At 68.1% G+C, this 20048-nt stretch carries 20 protein-coding genes and 1 tRNA gene; 7 read left to right on the top strand and 14 right to left on the bottom strand.

Going from position 1 to position 20048, the window contains the following annotated elements; all coding sequences use genetic code 11:
• The first annotated feature begins 42 nt into the window (after positions 1-42).
• Positions 43-1413, top strand: a complete 1371-nt coding sequence (pmbA, locus tag DIE21_RS24855) for a metalloprotease PmbA (protein ID WP_124500188.1) — start codon at positions 43-45, stop codon at positions 1411-1413.
• A gap of 137 nt (positions 1414-1550) precedes the next feature.
• On the opposite strand, the gene DIE21_RS24850 is transcribed toward pmbA, so the two are convergent.
• Positions 1551-2051 (bottom strand): dihydrofolate reductase, encoded by a 501-nt coding sequence (locus tag DIE21_RS24850; protein WP_124500187.1) that lies wholly within the window; start codon positions 2049-2051, stop codon positions 1551-1553.
• Positions 2052-2353: 302 nt separating this feature from the next.
• The gene (locus tag DIE21_RS24845) at positions 2354-2683 is read right to left on the bottom strand and encodes a hypothetical protein (protein WP_124500186.1); all 330 of its coding nucleotides are present in this window, start codon (positions 2681-2683) and stop codon (positions 2354-2356) included.
• A 510-nt stretch (positions 2684-3193) separates the two neighbouring features.
• Here DIE21_RS24845 and DIE21_RS24835 point away from each other — a divergent pair.
• Positions 3194-4591 (top strand): sigma-54 dependent transcriptional regulator, encoded by a 1398-nt coding sequence (locus DIE21_RS24835; RefSeq protein ID WP_124500185.1) that lies wholly within the window; start codon positions 3194-3196, stop codon positions 4589-4591.
• A 41-nt stretch (positions 4592-4632) separates the two neighbouring features.
• Complete coding sequence (locus DIE21_RS24830; RefSeq protein WP_124500184.1) at positions 4633-5604, top strand: thymidylate synthase; 972 nt, start codon at positions 4633-4635, stop codon at positions 5602-5604.
• 108 nt (positions 5605-5712) lie between these two features.
• Here the strand turns inward: DIE21_RS24830 and DIE21_RS24825 are convergent, their stop codons facing one another.
• A complete protein-coding gene (locus DIE21_RS24825; protein WP_124500183.1) occupies positions 5713-8238 on the bottom strand; it encodes a DUF6600 domain-containing protein in 2526 nt (841 codons plus the stop codon).
• Between the two features lie 162 nt (positions 8239-8400).
• The gene (locus DIE21_RS24820) at positions 8401-9108 is read right to left on the bottom strand and encodes a helix-turn-helix transcriptional regulator (RefSeq protein WP_124500182.1); all 708 of its coding nucleotides are present in this window, start codon (positions 9106-9108) and stop codon (positions 8401-8403) included.
• A gap of 174 nt (positions 9109-9282) precedes the next feature.
• Between DIE21_RS24820 and DIE21_RS37335 the strand changes: the two genes are divergently transcribed.
• Positions 9283-9423, top strand: a complete 141-nt coding sequence (locus tag DIE21_RS37335; protein ID WP_185642838.1) for a hypothetical protein — start codon at positions 9283-9285, stop codon at positions 9421-9423.
• A 144-nt stretch (positions 9424-9567) separates the two neighbouring features.
• A complete protein-coding gene (locus DIE21_RS24815; RefSeq protein ID WP_014897688.1) occupies positions 9568-10080 on the top strand; it encodes an acyl-CoA thioesterase in 513 nt (170 codons plus the stop codon).
• Between the two features lie 54 nt (positions 10081-10134).
• Here DIE21_RS24815 and fumC read toward each other — a convergent pair whose 3' ends face one another.
• From fumC to DIE21_RS24800, 3 genes are all read right to left on the bottom strand, one after another.
• Complete coding sequence (fumC, locus tag DIE21_RS24810) at positions 10135-11529, bottom strand: class II fumarate hydratase (RefSeq protein ID WP_124500181.1); 1395 nt, start codon at positions 11527-11529, stop codon at positions 10135-10137.
• Between the two features lie 219 nt (positions 11530-11748).
• Entirely contained in the window at positions 11749-13137 is a 1389-nt protein-coding gene (gene norM, locus DIE21_RS24805) for a multidrug efflux MATE transporter NorM (protein WP_124500180.1), read from the bottom strand.
• Between the two features lie 129 nt (positions 13138-13266).
• Positions 13267-13485: an RNA-binding S4 domain-containing protein gene (locus DIE21_RS24800; protein ID WP_006753074.1), complete on the bottom strand. Its 219-nt coding sequence runs from the start codon at positions 13483-13485 to the stop codon at positions 13267-13269.
• 280 nt (positions 13486-13765) lie between these two features.
• Between DIE21_RS24800 and DIE21_RS24795 the strand changes: the two genes are divergently transcribed.
• Entirely contained in the window at positions 13766-14176 is a 411-nt protein-coding gene (locus DIE21_RS24795) for a hypothetical protein (RefSeq protein ID WP_124500179.1), read from the top strand.
• Positions 14177-14293: 117 nt separating this feature from the next.
• Here the strand turns inward: DIE21_RS24795 and DIE21_RS24790 are convergent, their stop codons facing one another.
• The 7 genes from DIE21_RS24790 to fdxA all read right to left on the bottom strand — a co-directional run bounded on the left by DIE21_RS24790 (position 14294) and on the right by fdxA (position 18577).
• Positions 14294-15070 (bottom strand): DUF4088 family protein, encoded by a 777-nt coding sequence (locus DIE21_RS24790; protein WP_124500178.1) that lies wholly within the window; start codon positions 15068-15070, stop codon positions 14294-14296.
• Positions 15071-15229: 159 nt separating this feature from the next.
• Complete coding sequence (locus DIE21_RS24785) at positions 15230-15568, bottom strand: AzlD domain-containing protein (protein WP_044844796.1); 339 nt, start codon at positions 15566-15568, stop codon at positions 15230-15232.
• Positions 15565-16338, bottom strand: a complete 774-nt coding sequence (locus DIE21_RS24780; RefSeq protein WP_124500177.1) for an AzlC family ABC transporter permease — start codon at positions 16336-16338, stop codon at positions 15565-15567. Before DIE21_RS24780 ends, DIE21_RS24785 begins: the two co-directional genes overlap by 4 nt.
• Positions 16339-16458: 120 nt before the next feature.
• Complete coding sequence (locus tag DIE21_RS24775; protein WP_124500176.1) at positions 16459-17421, bottom strand: AraC family transcriptional regulator; 963 nt, start codon at positions 17419-17421, stop codon at positions 16459-16461.
• Positions 17422-17481: 60 nt separating this feature from the next.
• Entirely contained in the window at positions 17482-17967 is a 486-nt protein-coding gene (locus tag DIE21_RS24770; RefSeq protein WP_124500175.1) for a CreA family protein, read from the bottom strand.
• A gap of 107 nt (positions 17968-18074) precedes the next feature.
• Positions 18075-18150 (bottom strand) — tRNA-Asn (locus tag DIE21_RS24765).
• 103 nt (positions 18151-18253) lie between these two features.
• Positions 18254-18577 carry a ferredoxin FdxA gene (gene fdxA / locus DIE21_RS24760; protein ID WP_006753067.1) on the bottom strand — a complete coding sequence of 108 codons (324 nt, stop codon included), beginning with the start codon at positions 18575-18577 and terminating at the stop codon, positions 18254-18256.
• Between the two features lie 267 nt (positions 18578-18844).
• On the opposite strand from fdxA, the gene pncB reads away from it, so the two are divergent.
• Positions 18845-20044: a nicotinate phosphoribosyltransferase gene (pncB, locus tag DIE21_RS24745; protein ID WP_124500173.1), complete on the top strand. Its 1200-nt coding sequence runs from the start codon at positions 18845-18847 to the stop codon at positions 20042-20044.
• The last annotated feature ends 4 nt before the right edge of the window (positions 20045-20048 follow it).

The raw sequence follows: 20048 nt of genomic DNA, 5'->3' as shown, positions 1-20048 counted from the left end.
TTGAACATGCGGGCGGCTCGCCCGCCACCGGATATCACGACGATGGCAGCCAATCTCGACGTACAAGCGCGCTATTTCCCGCACACGCAGGACCAGCTCAAAGAAATTGCCTCGGACATCCTTCGCCATGCGAAGGCGCTCGGCGCGACGGACGCCGCGACCGAAATCTCCGAAGGCGACGGCCTGTCGGTGTCGGTGCGCCGCGGCGAGGTCGAGACGATCGAACACAACCGCGACAAGATGGTCGGCGTGACGGTGTTCATCGGCAAGAAGCGCGGCAACGCGAGCACGTCGGATTTCTCGCCGGCCGCGATCAAGGATACCGTCGCCGCCGCGTACAACATCGCGCGCTTCACGGCCGAGGACGACGCGGCCGGCCTCGCCGAGGCGGAACTGCTCGAAACCGACCCGCGCGACCTCGACCTCTATCACCCGTGGGCGCTGACGGCCGACGAGGCCGTCGAGCTCGCACGCCGCGCGGAAGACGCCGCGTTTGCGGTCAGCCCGCAGATCCGCAACTCGGAGGGCGCAAGCGTGTCGGCGCAGCATTCGCAGTTCGTGCTCGCGACGTCGCGCGGCTTCCTTGCCGGCTACCCGTACTCGCGCCACTACATCGCGTGCGCGCCGATCGCGGGCAGCGGCCGCCACATGCAGCGCGACGACTGGTATTCGTCGAAGCGCAGCGCGGTCGATCTCGCGGCGCCGGAAGCCGTCGGGCGCTACGCGGCCGAGCGTGCGCTCGCGCGAATGGGCGCGCGTCGTCTCGACACCCGCAAGGTGCCCGTGCTGTTCGAGGCACCGCTCGCGGCGGGCCTGCTCGGCGCGTTCGTGCAGGCCGTCAGCGGCGGCGCGCTGTACCGCAAGACGTCGTTCCTCGTCGACAGCCTCGGCAAGCCGGTGTTCGCACCGCATGTCCAGGTCGTCGAGGATCCGCACGTGCCGCGCGCGATGGGCAGTGCGCCGTTCGATGAGGAGGGCGTGCGCACGCGTGCGCGCAGCGTCGTCAACGACGGTGTCGTCGAAGGTTACTTCCTGTCGACCTATTCGGCGCGCAAGCTTGGCACGCAGACGACCGGTAACGCGGGCGGCTCGCACAACCTCGCGCTGCGCAGCTCGAACACGCAGCCGGGCGACGACTTCGACGCGATGCTGAAGAAGCTCGGCACGGGCCTTTTGCTGACCGAACTGATGGGGCAGGGCGTGAACTACGTGACCGGCGACTATTCGCGCGGCGCGGCCGGCTTCTGGGTCGAGAACGGCGTGATCCAGTATCCGGTCGAGGAAATCACCGTCGCGAGCACGCTGCAGGAGATGTTCCGGCATATCGTCGCGATCGGCGCGGATTCGATCGTGCGCGGGACGAAGGAAACGGGTTCGGTGCTCATCGAGCAGATGACGATCGCCGGGCAGTAAGCGGCGCGGCATCGGCCGCCAGGAAACGAAAAAGCCCGACCGGCACGCGTGAACTGCACCCCAAAAGTTGGATATCGATCCAACCTTTTGGGGTGTTTTTCATGAGCCGGTCGGGCTTTTTTATCGCGTGCCGCGTGTCAGTCGCGCCTGCGCGCGTAGACGACGAACGCATAGCCGAAGGTGTTCGGCGCGGCGGCCTGGTGCGGCTCGCGCGACACTTCGTGCCAGTGCGCGGGATCGGGGGCCGGGAACGACGCGTCGCCGTCGAAGTCCGCATCGATCTCGGTGACGACCAGCTTGTCGGCGAGCGCGAGGCCTTCCGCATAGAGCTGCGCGCCGCCGATCAGGAACGCTTCTGCCACCCCGTCGCGCGCGGCGAGCGCGAGCGCGTCGGCGAGCGACGTGACGGTGTCGCAGCCGTCGAATCGGCGCGCTGCGTCACGCGTGACGACGATGTTGCGGCGGCCCGGCAGCGGCCGGCCGATCGACTCGTGGGTCTTGCGGCCCATCACGATCGGCGCGCCCATCGTCGTGCGCTTGAAGAACGCGAGGTCCTCGGGAAGTTTCCAGGGCAACTGGTTGTCGCGGCCGATGATGCCGTTGCGGGCGCGCGCGACGATCAGGGTCAACGTCGTCATGAAGGTCGGGGAAGAGAGAACCGGAATGGCGCCGATTCTACCGGAACCGCGGCACGCGCCGGCTTCGGTGCGGATGCGCCGGCAGGCCCGGTGTGCCGGCGCGCGCACATCGTCGCCGCTCGCGACGATGTGCGGCCTTCGCATCACAACGTCCTGAATAAAAAGAGTGCCCGCCGGGGGACGGACACAAAAACGGTTCGCGTCGTGACGTCGACGAAACCGGGCACGATCGGCATCGCCCGCTTCGCATCAATTCAGTATGTAATCCTCATTAAATGGATGGCGCCGGTATCGTGTGCGCATCATCGACGCACGCCGTTCCCGGATTTTTCTTCCATCGCGTGCTGCGCGTCGCCGGGGTGCGGCGCGGGGCGCGGCACGGGCAGCGGCAGCGGAGACGGCGGGGGGATCTCGTCCCACAGCGTCACCGATGTCTTGTCGGACGAACGCGGCTGCGGCACGGCGACGGGTACGATGATGAACCGGTTGCCCTGTTGCATGCCCGGTGCGTCATCGGCGAGCAGCGCGCGCGCGCGTTCCGCGCTTTCGTCCGCGCGTACCGGCATGAACAGGCACGCGAGCGCGAACGCAATCGTCACCTGCCCGAAAGACCGTGAAAAAAGTGTTCGCATGGCCGCCTTCTCCGATCCGTTACGCATTCAGCGAAATGCATGCCATCGGGCGAAGAGCGTTGTCGCGTCTACGATTTGTGCGCGAGCATTGTGAATCGCGGTGGAAAACGCCGGGAAATGTTTCAGCCGTGAAACGGAGGGGCTCGGGAATACTGCGGATTCAATCGATACGCTCCAAGGATGAAAATCGGCGCATGTGTCGATGCATGCGCGTGTCGCTGCGCGTGCGTTATGTGCAGACGATTGATGTACGTCGACCACTGAGCGATGAGACCGCTCGCCCATTCGCGCCGCAATCGGTTTGTCTTGTTCGGCGCCTATAACCAAGCTGTCTTGGTCAAAAAATAACTGGACGCGAGATAAGCGCCATCATGCGAGGCTTGTCGTTGCCGCGCATCGGCATGGCGAATCGAGCCGCTTCGGCTGACCCGATTCGATCCGATTCGATCCTTTTCGCACGCGACTGGCGTGCGCGGCAATCGTTAGACGGTTGATGAACGGGGTGGGCATATGGGAGCCGATCAGCGGCATGTGATCTATTTCTCGCGCGAACCGAACGACGCGTTGCGCGGGCATTTCGACGAATGCGGGTGGCGCGTCGATCTCGCGGAAAGCGCACGCGACGTGCGGCGTGTCGTGCAGCACGGCGTGGCATCCGCCGGCCTGCTCGATTTCTCGCCGGGTTTCAGGCCCGCGGATCTGCGCGAACTCGAAGCGTGTCTGAGCATCCAGCACATCGGCTGGATCGCGGCGACCCGGCGTGGCCAGTTGCAGGACGCCACGCTGCGACACCTCATTCGTGACTATTGCTTCGACTACGTGACGATGCCGTACGAGACGTCGCGCATCGTCGAGACCGTCGGCCATGCGCATGGCATGGTCGCGCTGACCGATCCGGTGGCGTCGCCGGTCGGCGCCGGGCGCGCCGAAGGCGAGATGGTCGGCACCTGCGACGCGATGCTCGGGCTCTTCAGGACGATCCGGCGTGTCGCGACGACCGATGCGCCGGTGTTCGTCTCCGGTGAATCGGGTACCGGCAAGGAACTGACGGCCGTCGCGATTCACGAGCGCTCGGCGCGCGCGCACGCGCCGTTCGTCGCGATCAACTGCGGTGCGATTCCGTCGACGCTGCTGCAGGCCGAACTGTTCGGCTATGAGCGCGGTGCGTTTACGGGCGCGAACCAGCGCAAGATCGGCCGCGTCGAGGCCGCGAACGGCGGCACGCTGTTTCTCGACGAGATCGGCGACCTGCCGCTCGAGAGCCAGGCGAGCCTCTTGCGGTTTCTGCAGGAAGGCAAGATCGAGCGGCTCGGCGCGCATGTATCGGTGCCGGTGGACGTGCGCGTGATCTGCGCGACGCACGTGGACATGGAAACGGCGCTGCGCGAAGGGCGTTTCCGCGAGGACCTGTTCCATCGCTTGTGCGTGCTGAAGATCGAGGAGCCGCCGCTGCGCGCGCGCGGCAAGGATATCGAGCTGCTGGCGCGCCACATGCTCGAGCGTTTCAAGGGCGATGCGCATCGCCGCCTGCGCGGCTTCTCGCCCGACGCGATTGCCGCGTTGTACGGCTATTCGTGGCCGGGCAACGTGCGCGAGCTGATCAATCGCGTGCGCCGCGCGATCGTGATGTCGGAGGGCAGGATGATTACCGCGGCCGATCTCGAACTCAACGAATTCGCGATACTGGCGCCTGTCTCGCTCACCGAGGCGAGGGAAGCGGCCGAACGGCAGGCGATCGAGCAGGCGCTGCTGCGTCACCGCGGCCGTTTCGCCGATGCCGCGCGCGAGCTCGGCGTGTCGCGTGTCACGCTCTACAGGCTGATGTGCGCGCACGGAATGCGCGATCGCGGCGACCCGATGGGAGGGTTTTCGGCGCCGTTGCCGGAGGTTCCGCATCACGCTTGCTAAAATTGGCGGGTACGGCCGCCCTCGCGGCCGAAGGAACCCGCATGAAACAGTACCTCGATCTCGTTCGCACCATCCTCGACACCGGCACCTGGCAGGAGAACCGCACCGGCATCCGCACCATCAGCATGCCCGGTGCGATGCTGCGGTTCGACCTGCAGCAAGGTTTTCCGGCCGTGACGACCAAGAAGCTCGCGTTCAAGTCCGCGATCGGCGAACTGGTCGGTTTCCTGCGCGCGTCGCGCAGCGCGGCCGATTTCCGCGCGCTCGGCTGCAAGGTGTGGGATGCGAACGCGAACGACAACGCTCAGTGGCTCGCGAATCCGTATCGCCAGGGCATCGACGACCTGGGCGACGTGTATGGCGTGCAATGGCGCCAGTGGCCCGGCTACAAGGTGCTCGACGCGGGCGCCGATGCGCAGATCGCCGACGCGACGCGCCGCGGTTTCCGGATCGTTACACGCTTCGACGAGGACGGTGCGCCGAAGGTGCTGCTGTACAAGGCGATCGACCAGTTGCGCCAGTGTCTCGACACGATCATGGAGAACCCGGCCGACCGCCGCATCCTGTTTCACGCATGGAATCCGGCCGTACTCGACCAGATCGCGTTGCCCGCGTGCCATCTGTTGTACCAGTTCCTGCCGAACGTCACGAAGCGCGAGATTTCGCTGTGCCTGTACATCCGCAGCAACGATGTCGGGCTCGGTACGCCGTTCAACCTGACGGAAGGCGCCGCGCTGCTGTCGCTCGTCGGCCGGCTGACGGGCTACACGCCGCGCTGGTTCACGTATTTCATCGGTGACGCGCACGTCTACGAGAACCAGCTCGACATGCTGCAGCAGCAGCTCACGCGCGAGCCGTACGAGAGCCCGCGGCTCGAGATCGCCGAGCGCGTGCCGGACTACGCGAAGACGGGCGTGTATGCGCCCGAATGGCTCGAGCAGATCGAGCCGTCCGATTTCTCGCTCGTCGGCTACCGGCACCATGAGCCGCTGACGGCGCCGATGGCAGTCTGAGCAGCGGCGTCCGCTGGCGGAACGGGTTGCGCGACCGCCCCCGGCAGAATGAAGAAGGCCCGACCGGCACACCTGCCGGTCGGGCCTATTTGCTTCATCGGGCGACGGTCATTGATGGCGCCGCTCGTCGTGACCGCCGGGTGGCGGATTGCTCGGGTGCGGCGCCTCGACATGCGGCGCCGGTTGCGGCCGCGGTTCCATGTGCGGTGCGGGCATCGACGGCCGAGGGTCCATGCGCGGCGCGGGCATCGACGGTCGCGGCTCCATCCGCGGGGCCTGCGGTCGCGGCATTTCATGCACCGCGGGCGGGCGGGATTCGTTCACACGCGGCGGTGCGACTTCGCGGTGCGGTGCCGGTTGCGCGAAGTCGGGGCGCGGTCGCGGTGCCGGAGCAGCCCGCTCCGGACGCGACTGCGCATGCTGGGCCGGTGCGGAGAAATCGGGGCGCGGACGCGGCTGCGGAATCTGCGCGGTCGTGTCGAGTCGCGGTTGCGGCAACGCGCGCGGCGTTTCCTGCCGCGCGCCGGGCTGCGTTCCGGGCGCGCCTTCCGGATGCGGGGCCGGCGCCGCGCCGCGCACGGGCGGCAACGCATTCTGGCCCGCTGCGTGGAGCGCGGCCGGCGGCGTCGGGCGCTGACGCTCCATCGGCGTGTGCGGCTGCATCCAGACAGGGGCGGGCGCCGCGGCTGCATGCGCGTGGTCGCGCCCGGTCGGTTCGTTGCCGGCCGTCGGCGGATGCGGGACGCCATTCCCCGGGCCCAAGGCCTGATGCGGAGCCGGATTACCCGGCGCCTGTGGCGGCGCGCCGTTGGCGAAGCGCGGTGCATTGGGAGCTTCGCCGTTCATCGGTCGCGCGCCATTCGGCACGACCGGCATCGGTGCACCGGGCCGTGCAGCCTGTGCCGGGGCCGGCTGGCCTTCGTGCGGCGCGTGCGCCGGTTGCACGACGGGGCCGTGCGGATTCACGAGCTGCACGTTGCGCATCGCCCATGCACCGGCTTTCGGATTGCCCGGCACGCGAACCGGGCGAGCCGTATAGTCGGCCGGCACGCTGGTCCTGACGACGGGCGCGCCCGCGCCCGACACGTGCTGGCCTTGCCGTGCGAGATGGGCGGCCGCCTGGTCGCGATATGCGGCCGGCACCGCCGGATTGCGCGTTGCGACGAACGTGTGCTGGCCGATCGACGCCGGTGGACGGTGGCTGGCCGTGCGCAATCCGCCGGTAAAGCTCTGGCGCACCGGCGCAATGCCGGGCGTGCCCGGCATCACGTGCGCATTGCGCCATTGCCGCGGATCGACGTGCTGCGAGAAGTGTGCGACCGGCTGGCCGTGCACGAACGCGGACGCCGGCACGGCCGTGATCGCGTGCGGCGCGCGGAAGTTCATGTACGTCTTGTTGATGTTCGTGATGTTGGTGATGTTCGTCACGTTCACGGTCTTGTTCACTGTGACGTTGTTCACCACGATGTTCCGGTTCACGCGATCGTAGTAATGCGGGCTCCAGCCGCCCCAGCCGGGATGCCACGGTTCGCCCGGGCCGAGTGCGAACCATGCGCAGCCGGCTGCCGCGACGCCGCCGACCGTCAGCGCGACGCTCCAGTCGGGACCGCCGCCGCCGCCCACGAACGCGACGAGCGCCGGCGCATAGACGGGCGGCTGGCTGACGACCATCGGACCGGGCACCCACGCCCAGCTGTCGTCCACATAGGCCCAGCGGCCGTAGTGGTACGGCGCGAAGCCCCACGGCGCATCGTCGACCCACGTCCAGCCCCACGGCGCCTGCCAGATCCAGTGACCGTCGTGATACGGTGCCCAGTCGGCCGGCGTGTCGTTCGGCACCCAGACCGCACCGTAATTCGGGGTTTCGCGCCACGTGCCGTTCGCGTCGAGGTCCTGGTAGCCGGGCACGTCGCGCGAGACGTAACGAGCCGACACCGAGCGCTGCTCGGCCGCATCGCGGCCGGCGGCCCACTGGTCGAGCGCATCGGGGGGCGGCGCGGCCGATTGCTGCGCGACCTGCAGATCGGTGCCGGTGAACACGACCTGCTGCCCGGGCGACAGCGGATACTGCCCGTTGCTGCCGTAGACGGTCGCGCTGCCGCTGCGCACGGTGACCGTCGTGCTCGCGCCGTTCGGCGCGACATCGACGCGATAGTCGCCGGGGCCCGTGATGCCGAGCGCGAGGTTGGGCGTATCGATTTCGTACGACCCGCCGGACGGCAGATCGCGCACGTGTGTCGAGACGGTGCCGAGTCCGACCTTCAGTTGCGTCGTCGTGTCGTCGAGGTTGAGCACCGACAGGCTCGTCGATTCGCCGAGTCGCACCGCCGTCGAGCCGATGTGCACCTCCGAGCGCGCGCCGGCGTCGTTCCACAGCTGGTCGCCCGTCGTCAGCGGCCGGTTCACGGCGGCGTACGACCACGTATCGGTGCCGGCCGGCTCCGTTGTCACGGCACCCGACATGTAGTTGAGCCGGGCGACGCGGCTCGGCGGATCGCCGCCCGGCTGCCGGGAGGCGGCCGCATACGGCGCGGCCTGTGTCGCTTGCGCGAATGCGGAGGGCAGGGTCGCCAGCGCGGCAAACGCGAGCAGCGTGCAGCGGGAGGTTCGCTTGAGCGTGAACAGGGAGGCCATGATGAGCGTCTTCGTCGTTATCGCGGCGCGTCGATTCGTGCCGTCCAGTTCACAATATCCGCTTGGCCTGTTTCAGTGCTCGGTGTTTTGTAAATCGAATGGCACGCGATGTAACAAAACCTGTCCATCGCGCGCCGTTGTCGTCCGGCCGCAATGCGCGTGTCAAGCGGACGTAAGCCAGTCGTCGAAAACCTGTTGTCCGGGCACGGTGACCCGCAGCACGCGTGGCCGTGCAGTGCGCTCGATCCAGCCGTGGGCGCAGAAGCTGTCGAGCAGTGCCGCGCCGAGCGCGCCGCCGAGATGCGCGCGGCGCTCGCTCCAGTCGAGGCAGCCGCATGCGAAGCGGCGCCGGCGCGCGCGCTGCTGCGCGACGTCGATGCCCCAGCGCGCGAGCGCCTGTGCGCCGAGCTCGGTGGTCTCGATCGCATCGCCGTCCGCGCGCAGCCAGCCGCGCGCGGTGAGCCCGTCGAAGATGCGGACCGCGAGTTCGCCGGCCATGTGGTCGTAGCAGGTGCGCGCGTAGCGCAGCTCGGCCGGCACCGTGCGCGACGGCGGCGGCACCGGACGGTTCGGCGCGGCCGCTCGGGCCACGTTCGCGAGCGCCTCGAGCGACGCCGCGATGTCGGCCGACGCGAGCCGGTAGTAGCGGTGCCGGCCGCGCACCTCGAGCGCGAGCATGCCGCCTTCGGTCAGGCGCGCGAGGTGCGCGCTCGCGGCGGACGGCGACAACCCCGCGATCATCGTCAGTTCGCCGGCCGGCCGCGCGCTGCCGTCCATCAGCACCCATAGCATCGCGGCGCGCCCCGGGTCGGCGATCAGTGCGCCGATCCGGCTCAGGCCCGGAAAGTGGTGGTCGTCTGGATCGGTCATCGTCGTGTCTCGTCGGGCGGAATGACTGCAGTGTAGGCGCTGCGCACATTCGATGTTTCGTGTCCGGATGAAATGTCGGATGCGGGCAGGGCGCGTACGGCCGCGACCGCCGGCCGCGCACGCGTAGAATGGCCGGACACGGCGGCAGTGGGCCGCCGGATGCGACACGATGCAATGATGAAGACGATTTTCTGCCTGTTGGCGGCCGCGTTCGTCTGCGCGGCCTGTGTGCAGGGCGGTGCGGGCGCCGGCGAGCGGGGCGGCAGCCTCGAGATGTATGGGACGATCGATCAGGGAATCACGGTGCGCCGCTGACGGGCGCCGGTTTCCGGAGCCGATGCCGGGTTCAACGTGTGGATCGGCGGGCGGTCGCGGCCGCGCGGCGGGTACTGCGACGAGTTGCCGCAGTGCAACGTATAATGCGCCGATCGCAGTACCCCGCCGCCTGGAGCTACCACGATGTCCCAACCGTCCCCCGTACCGGCCGCCCTCGACCGCACCGAAACCGTATTCCGCTTCCTCGCCGAGCCGTCGTCCGTGAATTTCGGCGGCAAGGTGCACGGCGGCGCGCTGATGAAGTGGATCGACGAGGTCGCGTATGCGTGCGCGGCAGTCTGGTCGAGCCGCTATTGCGTGACGGTCAGCGTCGGCAATATCCGCTTCCAGCGACCGATCCTCGTCGGCAACCTGGTCGAGCTGAAGGCGCGCGTCGTCGCGACGGGCCGCACCAGCATGCACATCCATGTGTCCGTGCATGCCGGCGATCCGAAGGGCGGCGTGCTGCGCCAGACGACCGACTGCCTCGTCGTGTTCGTCGCGGTCGACGAGAACGGCAACCCGGTGCCGGTGCCGCCGTTCGTGCCCGAGACCGACGAGCAGAAGGTGCTCGCGAAGTATGCAGCCGACGTGCGTGCCGCGCTCGACAAGATCGTCGAGATGAAGCCCGAGGAAGTGGCGAAGGGCACTGTCTGACGGCAACGGGCGCCGCGCGTTCGCGCCGCACCCGTCATCGCGTCAAATTCCCGATTACCGCGATCCGGTCATCTCTTCGGGGCGCACCCACGCATCGAATTCCGCCTCGCTCAGGTAGCCGAGCGCGAGCGCGGCGGCCTTCAGCGTCGTGCCTTCCTTGTGTGCCTTCTTCGCGATCTGCGCGGCCTTGTCGTAGCCGATGTGCGGATTGAGCGCCGTCACGAGCATCAGCGATTCGTTCAGCAGCAGGTCGATGCGTGCGCGGTTCGGCTCGATGCCCACCGCGCAGTGGTCGTTGAAGCTCTGCGCGCCGTCGGCGAGCAGCCGCACCGACTGCAGCACGTTGTGCGCGATCATCGGCCGGAACACGTTCAGCTCGAAGTTGCCGCTGGCGCCCCCCACGTTCACCGCGACATCGTTGCCGAACACCTGGCAGCACAGCATCGTCACGGCTTCCGACTGCGTCGGGTTCACCTTGCCCGGCATGATCGAGCTGCCCGGCTCGTTTTCCGGAATCGACAGTTCACCGAGCCCGCAGCGCGGCCCGCTCGCGAGCCAGCGGACGTCATTGGCGATCTTCATCAGGCCGGCCGCCACCGTCTTCAATGCGCCGTGCGCGAACACCAGCGCGTCGGCGGCGGCCATCACCTCGAACTTGCTCGGCGCGGTCGCGAACGGCAGCTTCGTCAGCCGGCCGATCTCGTCGGCGACGCGCACCGCGAACTCCGGGTGCGCGTTCAGCCCGGTGCCGACGGCGGTGCCGCCGAGCGCGAGCTCGTACAGGTGCGGCAGCGCCGACTCGACGTGCCGGACGCCCTGGTCGAGCTGTGCGACATAGCCGGAAAATTCCTGCCCGAGCGTGAGCGGCGTCGCGTCCTGCAGGTGCGTGCGGCCGATCTTCACGATGTCGGCGAAGGCCCTGGACTTCGCGTCGAGCGTCGCGCGCAGCGTACGCAGCGCGGGCAGCAGGTGGTTGACGATCGCGTAGGCGGCCGCGACGTGCATCGCGGTCGGGAACACGTCGTTCGACGACTGGCCGCGGTTCACGTCGTCGTTCGGGTGGACCTTGCGCGCTTCGCCGCGCTCGCCGCCGAGCAGCTCGCTCGCCCGGTTCGCGATCACCTCGTTGAGGTTCATGTTGGTCTGCGTGCCGGAGCCCGTCTGCCACACGGCGAGCGGGAATTCGCGCGGATGCTTGCCCGCGATGATCTCGTCGGCCGCGTCGATGATCGCGCGGGCCTTGTCGTCGGCCAGCACGCCGAGCGACTGGTTCACGGCGGCCGCGGCGCGCTTGACGATCGCGAGCGCGTGGATCAGCTCGGGCGACTGCTTCTCCGTCGAGATCCGGAAATTCTGCAGCGAGCGCTCGGTCTGCGCGCCCCAGAGCCGGTCGGCCGGCACGGCGATCTCGCCGAACGTGTCGCGTTCCATCCGAACTGCTTCGTTCATGATGCACTCCTCTTGGGAAGGGGAAAGGCCGCGCGTCGCGCGGCGTCTGGCGTATCGTGAGGCGGTCGCGCCGCTGGCGCGGCGTCCTGGGTCTTCAGCGCAGGGCCGGCAACGCACGTTCCCCTGAGGTGAAAAAATCATTCGCGGCCAGCGCAAGCCCGTTATGCGCGCGAGCAGGCCCTAGCATAGCGCCGGCGGCGATTTTGCGTCGTGTCGCGTTCAGCGCGTCGATGCGATGAGCGACGCGGTCTTCATGTGAAAGCGACATGCCATCAGCACGGCGACACTGGCGAGGCCCGCCGCGAGTCCCCACCACAGGCCGCGTGCGCCGAGGCCCGCATGGAACGCCAGCCAGTAACCGGTCGGGAAGCCGATGCCCCAGTAGCCGAGGGTCGCCGCGAGCATCGGGATACGCGTATCACGCAGCCCGCGCAGCGCGCCCGACGCGACAGTCTGCATCCCGTCCACGATCTGGAACACCGCGGCGATGCCGAGCAGCGACGCCGCAAGCGATACCGTCGCCGCGTTGGCCGGGTCGTCGAGGTGCAGGTACAGGCCGACGATCGCATGCGGCGCGACGATCAGCACGAGCCCCGACAGCGACATGAACGCGACGCCGAGGCCGAGCGCGACGAAGCCCGCATGCCGCGCGGCGACCGGCTCGCCGGCGCCGACCCAGTAGCCGACCCGCACGTTGGCGGCCTGGCCGATCGCGAGCGGCACCATGAACGCGACCGACGCGACGTTCAGCGCGATCTGGTGCGCGGCAAGCGACGTCGCACCGAGCACGCCGATGGTCAGGCCGGTGGCGAGAAAGAGCATCGATTCGACCCCGTACGTGATCGCCACCGGCCAGCCGATGCCGATCAGCTCGCCCATCACGGGCAGTTTCGGGCGGGCGGCGGTCACGAAGTGGCGGAACCGCTGGCGGCCGTGCAGCAGCCAGATCAGCGCAAGCGCGGTGAGCCAGATCGTGATGGTCGTCGCGACCGCCGAGCCGAGGAAGCCGAGCCGCGGCAAGCCGAATGCGCCGTGGATCAGCCCGTAATTCAGCACGCCGTTGACCCCGACGCCGCCGATCGATACCCACAGCAGGCGCCGTGCGGCCCCGATCGCGGGCAGGAAGGCGCGCATCAGCCCGACGCCGATCAGGCTGCCGAGCGCCGCGAACCGCAGGATGCCGGTGTATTCGCCGACATGACGCGCGAGCGCCGGCGGCTCGTGGAACATCAGCAGGATCGGTTCGGACAGCGACAGCGCGACGATCGCCGGAATCGCGAGCAGCAAGGACAGTACGAAGCCGGTCCAGTAGATGTGGGGCACGCGATCCTCGGCCTGCGCGCCGCGCGCATGGGCGACGCTCACGCTCACCGACGACAGCACGCCCTGCAGCACAGTCACGATGACGAAGAAGAAGTTCGCGCCGAGGCCGCCCGCCGCGAGCGAATCGGGGCCGAGCGAGCCGAGCAGCACCGTGTCGGTGACGCTCATCGCCATCTGCGAGAGCTGCGCGATCGCGAGCGGCGCGGCGAGGCGTGCGGTATCGGCGGCATGACTGGACAGGGACGGCGGCGCGGCGGCCGTCCGCGTAAGACCGGAATGCGACATGGAATGGGCGCTCGCGCGGGTGCGGGCCCGCGCTGTCTGTATTTATTTTGAGAGACGGTTAGCTTACGGCTTTATTCGAACGGTGTCGAACGCGTGCGCCGATGGCCATGTCACGGTCAGGGGGAACCGCTATGCGTCGTGAACCGCGATCCGCGTATCGCCGAACAGCACGACCTGGCCCGCGCGAATCTTGCAGGTCTTGCGCAGCTCGACCACGCCGTCGACTTTCACCGCGCCGGACGCGACGAACATCTTCGCGGTGCCGCCGCTGTCCGCGAGGCCGGTGATCTTGAGAAGGTTGTGCAGTTCGACGTATTCGCCGGTCAGCGTGAAATCCAGATTGGGCATGACGAAGGAAGCGCGCGATGCGCGGGAGGAATCGCCCCGCATCATACGGCACGGCGGCCTGGCGCGCGAGCGCGGACGTTCGTTCAGGCTCGCGCGCCGCAGTTGTTAAGGACTGTGAGCGATTCGTCAGCAAATGAAACGGTGGGTAACAGTCTGAGAGATTCGAGAACCTGCCGGGCGGCCCGCGGGTCTTTCGTCGTACCTGCTGCGTGTTGCGGCAGGGGACGCGACGGAGCGTATCGATGCGCTCCGCGCCCACAACTTCTTGAGGAGGATTGTCATGTCCAGGATTCGTACGATGCTGATCGGTGCCGCGCTGACGGCGTTCGCCACTTCGGCCGCATTTGCGCAGACGGGCGCCGCGACACAGGGCGCCGCGGGCGCCGGCGTGCAGACGCAGGCGCCGGCAGCAGGGGCAGGTGCCGACGCGGCGATGCAAGGCGGAGCCGGCGCGAACGCGTCGGGCAATGCGGTCGGCGGCGCGACCGATGCGGTGGGTGCGGCAGCCGACGGCGCGAAGGATACGGCGGCGTCGTCGGTCCACTCGGTCAAGAAGCACGCGAAGCATGCGACGAAGTCGGCCAAGCACCATGCAGGCTCGGCGAAGTCGAAGGTGGGCGACGAGGCGGCCGAAGGCAGCGCGTCGGCCGGCGTGCAGGGCGGTGCATCGGCCTCGGGCGCCACGCAGTAAGCGGTGCCCGACTGCCGCACGACGCTCGCCCCGGACGGCGCGTCGTGACGGCGATCGAACGGCGGCCCGGTTCGCTTCGCGCGAACCGGGCCGTTCTTCATTCGCGGGGGCGGGCCGTCATGGCCGGCGCTGTTCCGGCCCCGGTCCGGGCGCCGGCCGCATGGCGGACGGCGCGAACACGCTGCGCAGCCACGCGGCGAGCCGCGCGAATACGTCGTACGGCTCGTCGACAAAGATCTCGGGCTTCAGCAGCCGCAGGTATTCCATGATCTGCTGCGCTTCCTGTTTCTGGAACGAACCGTGCGCGAGTCCGAGCCGCAGCAGGCCGCGCAGTTCGCCGAGCTTGTCGCGCGCGGCGCTGCCGACGCTCATCTCGCACGCGAGCTTTGCCTCGTAGACGCGCTGGCGCAGCGATTCCGCGAGCCGCCACGCAGGCGTCTGCATCATTTCCTCGAGCGCCTGGATGTCGTGCACCGCGCTCTTGATCTGCGCGGCGAGCGGATCCACGAGCGACGCGTCGCCCTGCGCTTCGGCGACGATCGCCTTGGCCCAGTCGCGGCACGCCTTCGCGAGCTCGTCGGGCGTCCATTCGGAGCGCGACGCGAAGCCGAAGCCGAATTCGCCGGCCTGTCGCATCAGGATCGCGACGACGTCCGGAAATTCCTTGTCGAGCGCGCGTTTCGCCCATGCGTACTGGCCGCCTTCAAGCATCCGCTGCACGGCATGCTCGGTCAGCGGCACCATGTTGTCGAGCAGCTTGGCGCGCAGGAAATCCTCGAACGACGGCGTCGCGAACTGCGGGTCGAGTTTCAGCGATACGCGCACGAACGCGTCGTAGTCCTTGCGCAGGGACGCAAGCGTGTCGTCCTTGAGGGAAAGGGTGATCTGGCCCATGGGTCGTCTCGATGGCGGCCCGCGCGTGCCGGCGCCCGACGCCGTGCACCGGTACGGGCGCAGCGTCGACGGACCGGTTCGCGCCGAGGCCGATGGCGGATCTTCATCCCCTTTATCGGCGCGCCGGACGGAAACTTGAGCGCGGCCGGTGAAGTTCGCTCAGGCCGGCAGCCAGTGCGGCATCACGACCCCTTGCCAGAAGAAGAACACCGCGAGCCCGACCGCGATCGTCACGAGCGGCCGGCGCGTCGTCGCCGACACCAGTACGGCGGCGAGCGCGCCGACGAGCTGCGGATTGCGCCAGGTCAGCTCGGCCGTGCCGCCGTGCGGCGAGACGGTCATCGGCACGATGATCGCGGTCAGCACGGTGACGGGCACGAAGCCGAGCGCGGTCCGTACGAGCGGCGGGAAGGTCAGCCGCTCGCCGAACAGGAACAGCGTCGTCCGGATCGCATAGGTGATCACGGCCATCCCGAGGATCAACAGCGCGTAGCTCACGAGGCGGCCTCCGTGCGTGAACCGGCGCGCGAGCGCTCGTGCATCAGCGTGAGCGCGACGCCGATCATGACGCCGGCGGCGACCGCGCCCAGCAAGCCGAGCTTGTACGGCCAGCCCTGCCAGAAGTATGCGAGCGTGCCGGCGGTCGCCGCGGCCGCGAGATAGCGCAGCGTGCCGAGCTGCGGGACGACGATCGCGATGAAGGTCGCCGCCATCGCGAAATCGAGGCCGAGCGACTGCAGGCCCGGGAAGGCCGCGCCGAAGCCGATGCCCGCGAGCGTCCAGACCTGCCAGTTCAGGTACATCGCGAGGCCCGAACCGAGGAAGTAGTGGGGGCCGATCGCACCGGGCGGGAAGTGCCGGTAGTGCGCGTAGGCGACCGCGAACACCTCGTCGGTCATCAGTGCGCCGAGCGTCGCGCGCCAGCGCAGCGGCAGGTGCGCGACGTACGGCGCGAGCGTCGCGCTGTACAGCAGGTGACGCAGGTTCACGATCAGTGTCGTCGCGAGCACGACGACGAAGCTCGCGCTGCCGGCGATCAGGCCGAGCGCGATGAACTGCGCGGAGCCCGCGAACACCGCGAGCGACATCAGCGCGCCGTGCCATGCGGCGAGCGGGCCGCCGCCGACGAGCGTGCCGAAGATCACGCCGAACGGCGCCGCGCCGATCATCATCGGGATCGTGTCGCGTGCGCCGTCGAGCCATTCGTTGAACGGACGGCGAGGCGGGGGCGATGGTGCGGGGGTGGGATTCAAGGGACGCTTCTCCATGAAATGGAGGATAGCGGGCCGATGTCGCGGCGGCTTGTATGTTCTTGCGCCCGCGGGTGCCGGAGGCGCAACCTGCGGGCCGGCAGTCGCGTGTTGTCGAATGCGGGGGGAGCGCGCGCGTCAGCGCGCCTGCCAGCGTCCGGGCGGCACGCCGAACATCCGTTTGAAATGTCGCGTGAAATGGCTCTGGTCGACGAAGCCGCTGGCCGCGGCGACGTCGGCAATCGGCACGCCCGCACGCAACGGCGCGAGCGCGCGCTGCAGCCGCAACTGGTTGCGCCACGCATGCGGCGGCATCCCGGTCGTGCGGGTGAACAGGCGTGCTGCGTGAAACGGCGACAGGCCGGCGGCCCGCGCGACGTCGTCGAGCGTGACCGTGCACGTGAGATCGGCGGCGAGCCGTTCGCGCATCGCATCGACGCGCGGCTCGTCGGCCGCGAGCACCGCGGGCTGCAGCCGCGCGTCGGCATGGCGTGCGATCAGCGTCGACAGCGCATCGAGCATCGCCGTTTCGGCGGCGAGCGGATCGTAGGCGCGCGGTGCGCCGGTCCCCGGAGCGCCGGCCGCCGGAACGCCGGCCGCCGGAACGCCGGCCGCCGGAACGCCGGCCGCCGGAACGTCATCGACCGGCTGGCCATGCGGGTGGGCGGACGGCATGCGTTCGCTGCCGGCCTCCATCATCCGGTGGGCCAGTGCGAGCCGCGCGGCGAGATCGGTGTCGCGGATCACGTCGGACGGGAACCACGGCGCATCCTGCGGCCGGCCGGCGATCGCGCTGGCGAGTGCGCGAATGTAGTCGACCGGCACATAGCTCACGCGATAGCACCAGCCTTCGTCGGTCGCGCGCGAGCCGGTGTGCACTTCGCCGGGATTGATCACGGGCACGGTGCCTGTTTCGGCGACATGGCCGCTGCCGCGACACGTGTAGCGCTCCGCGCCCTCGAGGATCACGGGAATCGTGTACGCGTCGTGCCAGTGCGGCGCGAACGTATGATCGCGATAGGTAGCCGTGAGCAGATCCGCATCCGGCAGCAGCGGCGTGCGCCAGTAGCGTGCGGAGTCGGGAAGGCGGGTGGCGGACATGGTCGGGCGCGGGGCGGTCGAATCGACAGTGTAGCGCTCGCGCGCCCGGCAGGCGCGGGCTTACTTGACCGGAATCGTCGTGCCGGCCGGCATCGGCACCGCGGTGACGGCGTTCTTCGGGCTGCCGCTGACGATGCGGTCGCTGTAGGTCAGGTAGACGAGCGTGTTGCGCTTCTTGTCGACCACGCGCACGACGTGCAGCGTCTTGAAGATGAACGACATCCGTTCGCTGAATACGTCGGTCTGCTGCTTGAGCGGCTCCTTGAAGCTGAGCGGGCCGACTTGCCGGCACGCGATCGACGCTTCGCTCGGATCCTCGGCGACGCCGAGCGTGCCCTTGATCCCGCCGGTGCGCGCACGCGACACGTAGCAGGTGACGCCCGTCACGAGCGGATCGTCGTACGCTTCGACGACCACGCGGTCGGAGCCCGTCACGCGGAAATGGGTGTTGACGCTGCCGACTTCCTCCGCGTGCGCGAGCGGCGCGGCGGCAAAGGCGGAAAGCAGGAGGGCGAGCGGCGCGGCGGAAAGGGGGCGGTGCTTCATCGACGGAACCGGATGCGAATGCGGGACAGAGACTCTAGCATGCGCGGCGGTGCCCGACGGGCGCCGGAAAAACAAAAGGCCCGTCGCATGACGGGCCTTTCGCTGTCTGGCTCCCCGACCTGGGCTCGAACCAGGGACCTACGGATTAACAGTCCGGCGCTCTACCGACTGAGCTATCGGGGAACAAACAACAACAGCAGAGAAACGAGATTGTATGGAGTGGTGGCTAACCTGTCAACACCTTTGGGCCGCGGCGCACAAAAATTTTTGCGGCGCCGCCGCGCGATCAGCGCTCGAGCAGGTGCAGCTTTTCCTGCACGTCCTTCCACTCGTCCGCGTCGGCCGGCGCCGGCTTGGTCTTCGTGATCGACGGCCAGTTCTTCGCGAGCTCGGCGTTCAGCTCGGTGAACTGCTGCTGGTCGCCCGGAACGTCTTCTTCGGCATAGATCGCATTGGTCGGGCACTCGGCGACGCACACGGCGCAGTCGATGCACTCGTCCGGATCGATGGCGAGAAAGTTGGGACCTTCACGGAAGCAATCCACCGGGCACACATCCACGCAATCCGTGTATTTGCACTTGATGCAGCCTTCGGTCACAACGTGAGTCATCAAAACGCTCCTGCTTGGCGGTATATATGGGGTGGCGTTTGCGCCAAAAGCGGCATTGTAACTGAAGCGCAAAACCCGCATGACGTGGTCGGCTTTCCGGCTTATATCGTTTCGTGATTAGTTTATGGGGCTGACGGCGGATGCCGCGCCGGTGCCGGGCAGGGACGGTTTCACGATGGTCGGGCCCGCATTCGGGTAACATGGCCGACAGACCGGGCGGCGCGCGGTGCGCCGGGGCCCTGTCACGATATTGGCGGTGCCGTAATCATGATCATCACTTCGCTGCTCGACACGGATCTCTACAAGTTCACGATGATGCAGGTCGTCCTGCATCACTTTCCTGCCGCAAACGTCGAGTACCGGTTCCGGTGCCGCACGCCCGGCGTCGATCTCGTGCCGTACATCGACGAGATCCGCGACGAGGTGCGCGGTCTCTGTTCGCTGCGCTTCACCGACGTCGAACTCGACTACCTGCGGCGCATGCGCTTCATCAAGAGCGATTTCGTCGACTTTCTCGCGCTGTTCCACCTGAACGAGAAATACATCTCGATCACGCCTTCGCCGAAGGGCAGCGGCGAGATCGACATCGTGATCGAGGGGCCGTGGCTGCACACGATCCTGTTCGAGATCCCGGTGCTCGCGATCGTCAACGAGGTCTATTTCCGCAATACGCAGCGCGAGCCCGACTATCGCGAAGGCCGCGAGCGGCTGCGCGAGAAGGTCAAGCTGCTCGGCGCGAAGCCCGAGTTCGCCGATTGCAAGATCGCCGACTACGGCACGCGCCGGCGCTTCTCGAAGGTGTGGCACGAGGAGGTCGCGCTGACGCTGCGCGACGGGCTCGGGCCGCAGTTCGCGGGCACGAGCAACGTGTTCTACGCGATGAAGCACGACCTGACGCCGCTCGGCACGATGGCGCACGAATACCTGCAGGCCTGCCAGGCGCTCGGCCCGCGGCTGCGCGATTCGCAGACCTACGGTTTCGAGATGTGGGCGAAGGAGTATCGCGGCGACCTCGGGATCGCGCTGTCGGACGTCTACGGGATGGACGCGTTCCTGAACGACTTCGACATGTACTTCTGCAAGCTGTTCGACGGCGCGCGCCACGATTCGGGCGATCCGTTCGAGTGGGGCGAGCGCATGCTGCGCCACTACGAGGCGAACCGCTGCGACCCGCGCACCAAGGTGCTCGTGTTCTCGGACGCGCTCGACATCCCGAAGGTCATGCAACTGTATGAACGGTTCCGCGGCCGCTGCAAGCTTGCGTTCGGCGTCGGCACCAACCTCACGAACGATCTCGGCTACGTGCCGCTGCAGATCGTGATCAAGATGGTCCGCTGCAACGGGCAGCCGGTTGCAAAGCTGTCGGATTCGCCGGGCAAGAGCATGTGCGATGACAAGGCGTATCTCGCATACCTGCGCCAGGTGTTCGGCATCGCGCAGCCGGTCGACGACGACGCATCGCAGTAGGCGT

Source organism: Burkholderia sp. Bp9140 (genome assembly GCF_003853425.1).
GTDB lineage: Bacteria > Pseudomonadota > Gammaproteobacteria > Burkholderiales > Burkholderiaceae > Burkholderia.
This window is presented reverse-complemented; position numbering and strand designations above follow the sequence as displayed.

What these genes read in the sequence shown, in the direction of transcription:
- DIE21_RS24850 (WP_124500187.1), bottom strand. Translation starts at nt 2,051, where the DNA reads ATGACGACGTTGACCCTGATCGTCGCGCGCGCCCGCAACGGCATCATC.
- DIE21_RS24845 (WP_124500186.1), bottom strand. Translation starts at nt 2,683, where the DNA reads ATGCGAACACTTTTTTCACGGTCTTTCGGGCAGGTGACGATTGCGTTC.
- pncB (WP_124500173.1), top strand. Translation starts at nt 18,845, where the DNA reads ATGATCATCACTTCGCTGCTCGACACGGATCTCTACAAGTTCACGATG.
- DIE21_RS24790 (WP_124500178.1), bottom strand. Translation starts at nt 15,070, where the DNA reads ATGGGCCAGATCACCCTTTCCCTCAAGGACGACACGCTTGCGTCCCTG.
- DIE21_RS24795 (WP_124500179.1), top strand. Translation starts at nt 13,766, where the DNA reads ATGTCCAGGATTCGTACGATGCTGATCGGTGCCGCGCTGACGGCGTTC.
- DIE21_RS24835 (WP_124500185.1), top strand. Translation starts at nt 3,194, where the DNA reads ATGGGAGCCGATCAGCGGCATGTGATCTATTTCTCGCGCGAACCGAAC.
- norM (WP_124500180.1), bottom strand. Translation starts at nt 13,137, where the DNA reads ATGTCGCATTCCGGTCTTACGCGGACGGCCGCCGCGCCGCCGTCCCTG.
- fdxA (WP_006753067.1), bottom strand. Translation starts at nt 18,577, where the DNA reads ATGACTCACGTTGTGACCGAAGGCTGCATCAAGTGCAAATACACGGAT.
- DIE21_RS24820 (WP_124500182.1), bottom strand. Translation starts at nt 9,108, where the DNA reads ATGACCGATCCAGACGACCACCACTTTCCGGGCCTGAGCCGGATCGGC.
- DIE21_RS24815 (WP_014897688.1), top strand. Translation starts at nt 9,568, where the DNA reads ATGTCCCAACCGTCCCCCGTACCGGCCGCCCTCGACCGCACCGAAACC.
- pmbA (WP_124500188.1), top strand. Translation starts at nt 43, where the DNA reads ATGGCAGCCAATCTCGACGTACAAGCGCGCTATTTCCCGCACACGCAG.
- DIE21_RS37335 (WP_185642838.1), top strand. Translation starts at nt 9,283, where the DNA reads ATGATGAAGACGATTTTCTGCCTGTTGGCGGCCGCGTTCGTCTGCGCG.
- DIE21_RS24780 (WP_124500177.1), bottom strand. Translation starts at nt 16,338, where the DNA reads ATGGAGAAGCGTCCCTTGAATCCCACCCCCGCACCATCGCCCCCGCCT.
- fumC (WP_124500181.1), bottom strand. Translation starts at nt 11,529, where the DNA reads ATGAACGAAGCAGTTCGGATGGAACGCGACACGTTCGGCGAGATCGCC.
- DIE21_RS24830 (WP_124500184.1), top strand. Translation starts at nt 4,633, where the DNA reads ATGAAACAGTACCTCGATCTCGTTCGCACCATCCTCGACACCGGCACC.
- DIE21_RS24775 (WP_124500176.1), bottom strand. Translation starts at nt 17,421, where the DNA reads ATGTCCGCCACCCGCCTTCCCGACTCCGCACGCTACTGGCGCACGCCG.
- DIE21_RS24770 (WP_124500175.1), bottom strand. Translation starts at nt 17,967, where the DNA reads ATGAAGCACCGCCCCCTTTCCGCCGCGCCGCTCGCCCTCCTGCTTTCC.
- DIE21_RS24825 (WP_124500183.1), bottom strand. Translation starts at nt 8,238, where the DNA reads ATGGCCTCCCTGTTCACGCTCAAGCGAACCTCCCGCTGCACGCTGCTC.
- DIE21_RS24800 (WP_006753074.1), bottom strand. Translation starts at nt 13,485, where the DNA reads ATGCCCAATCTGGATTTCACGCTGACCGGCGAATACGTCGAACTGCAC.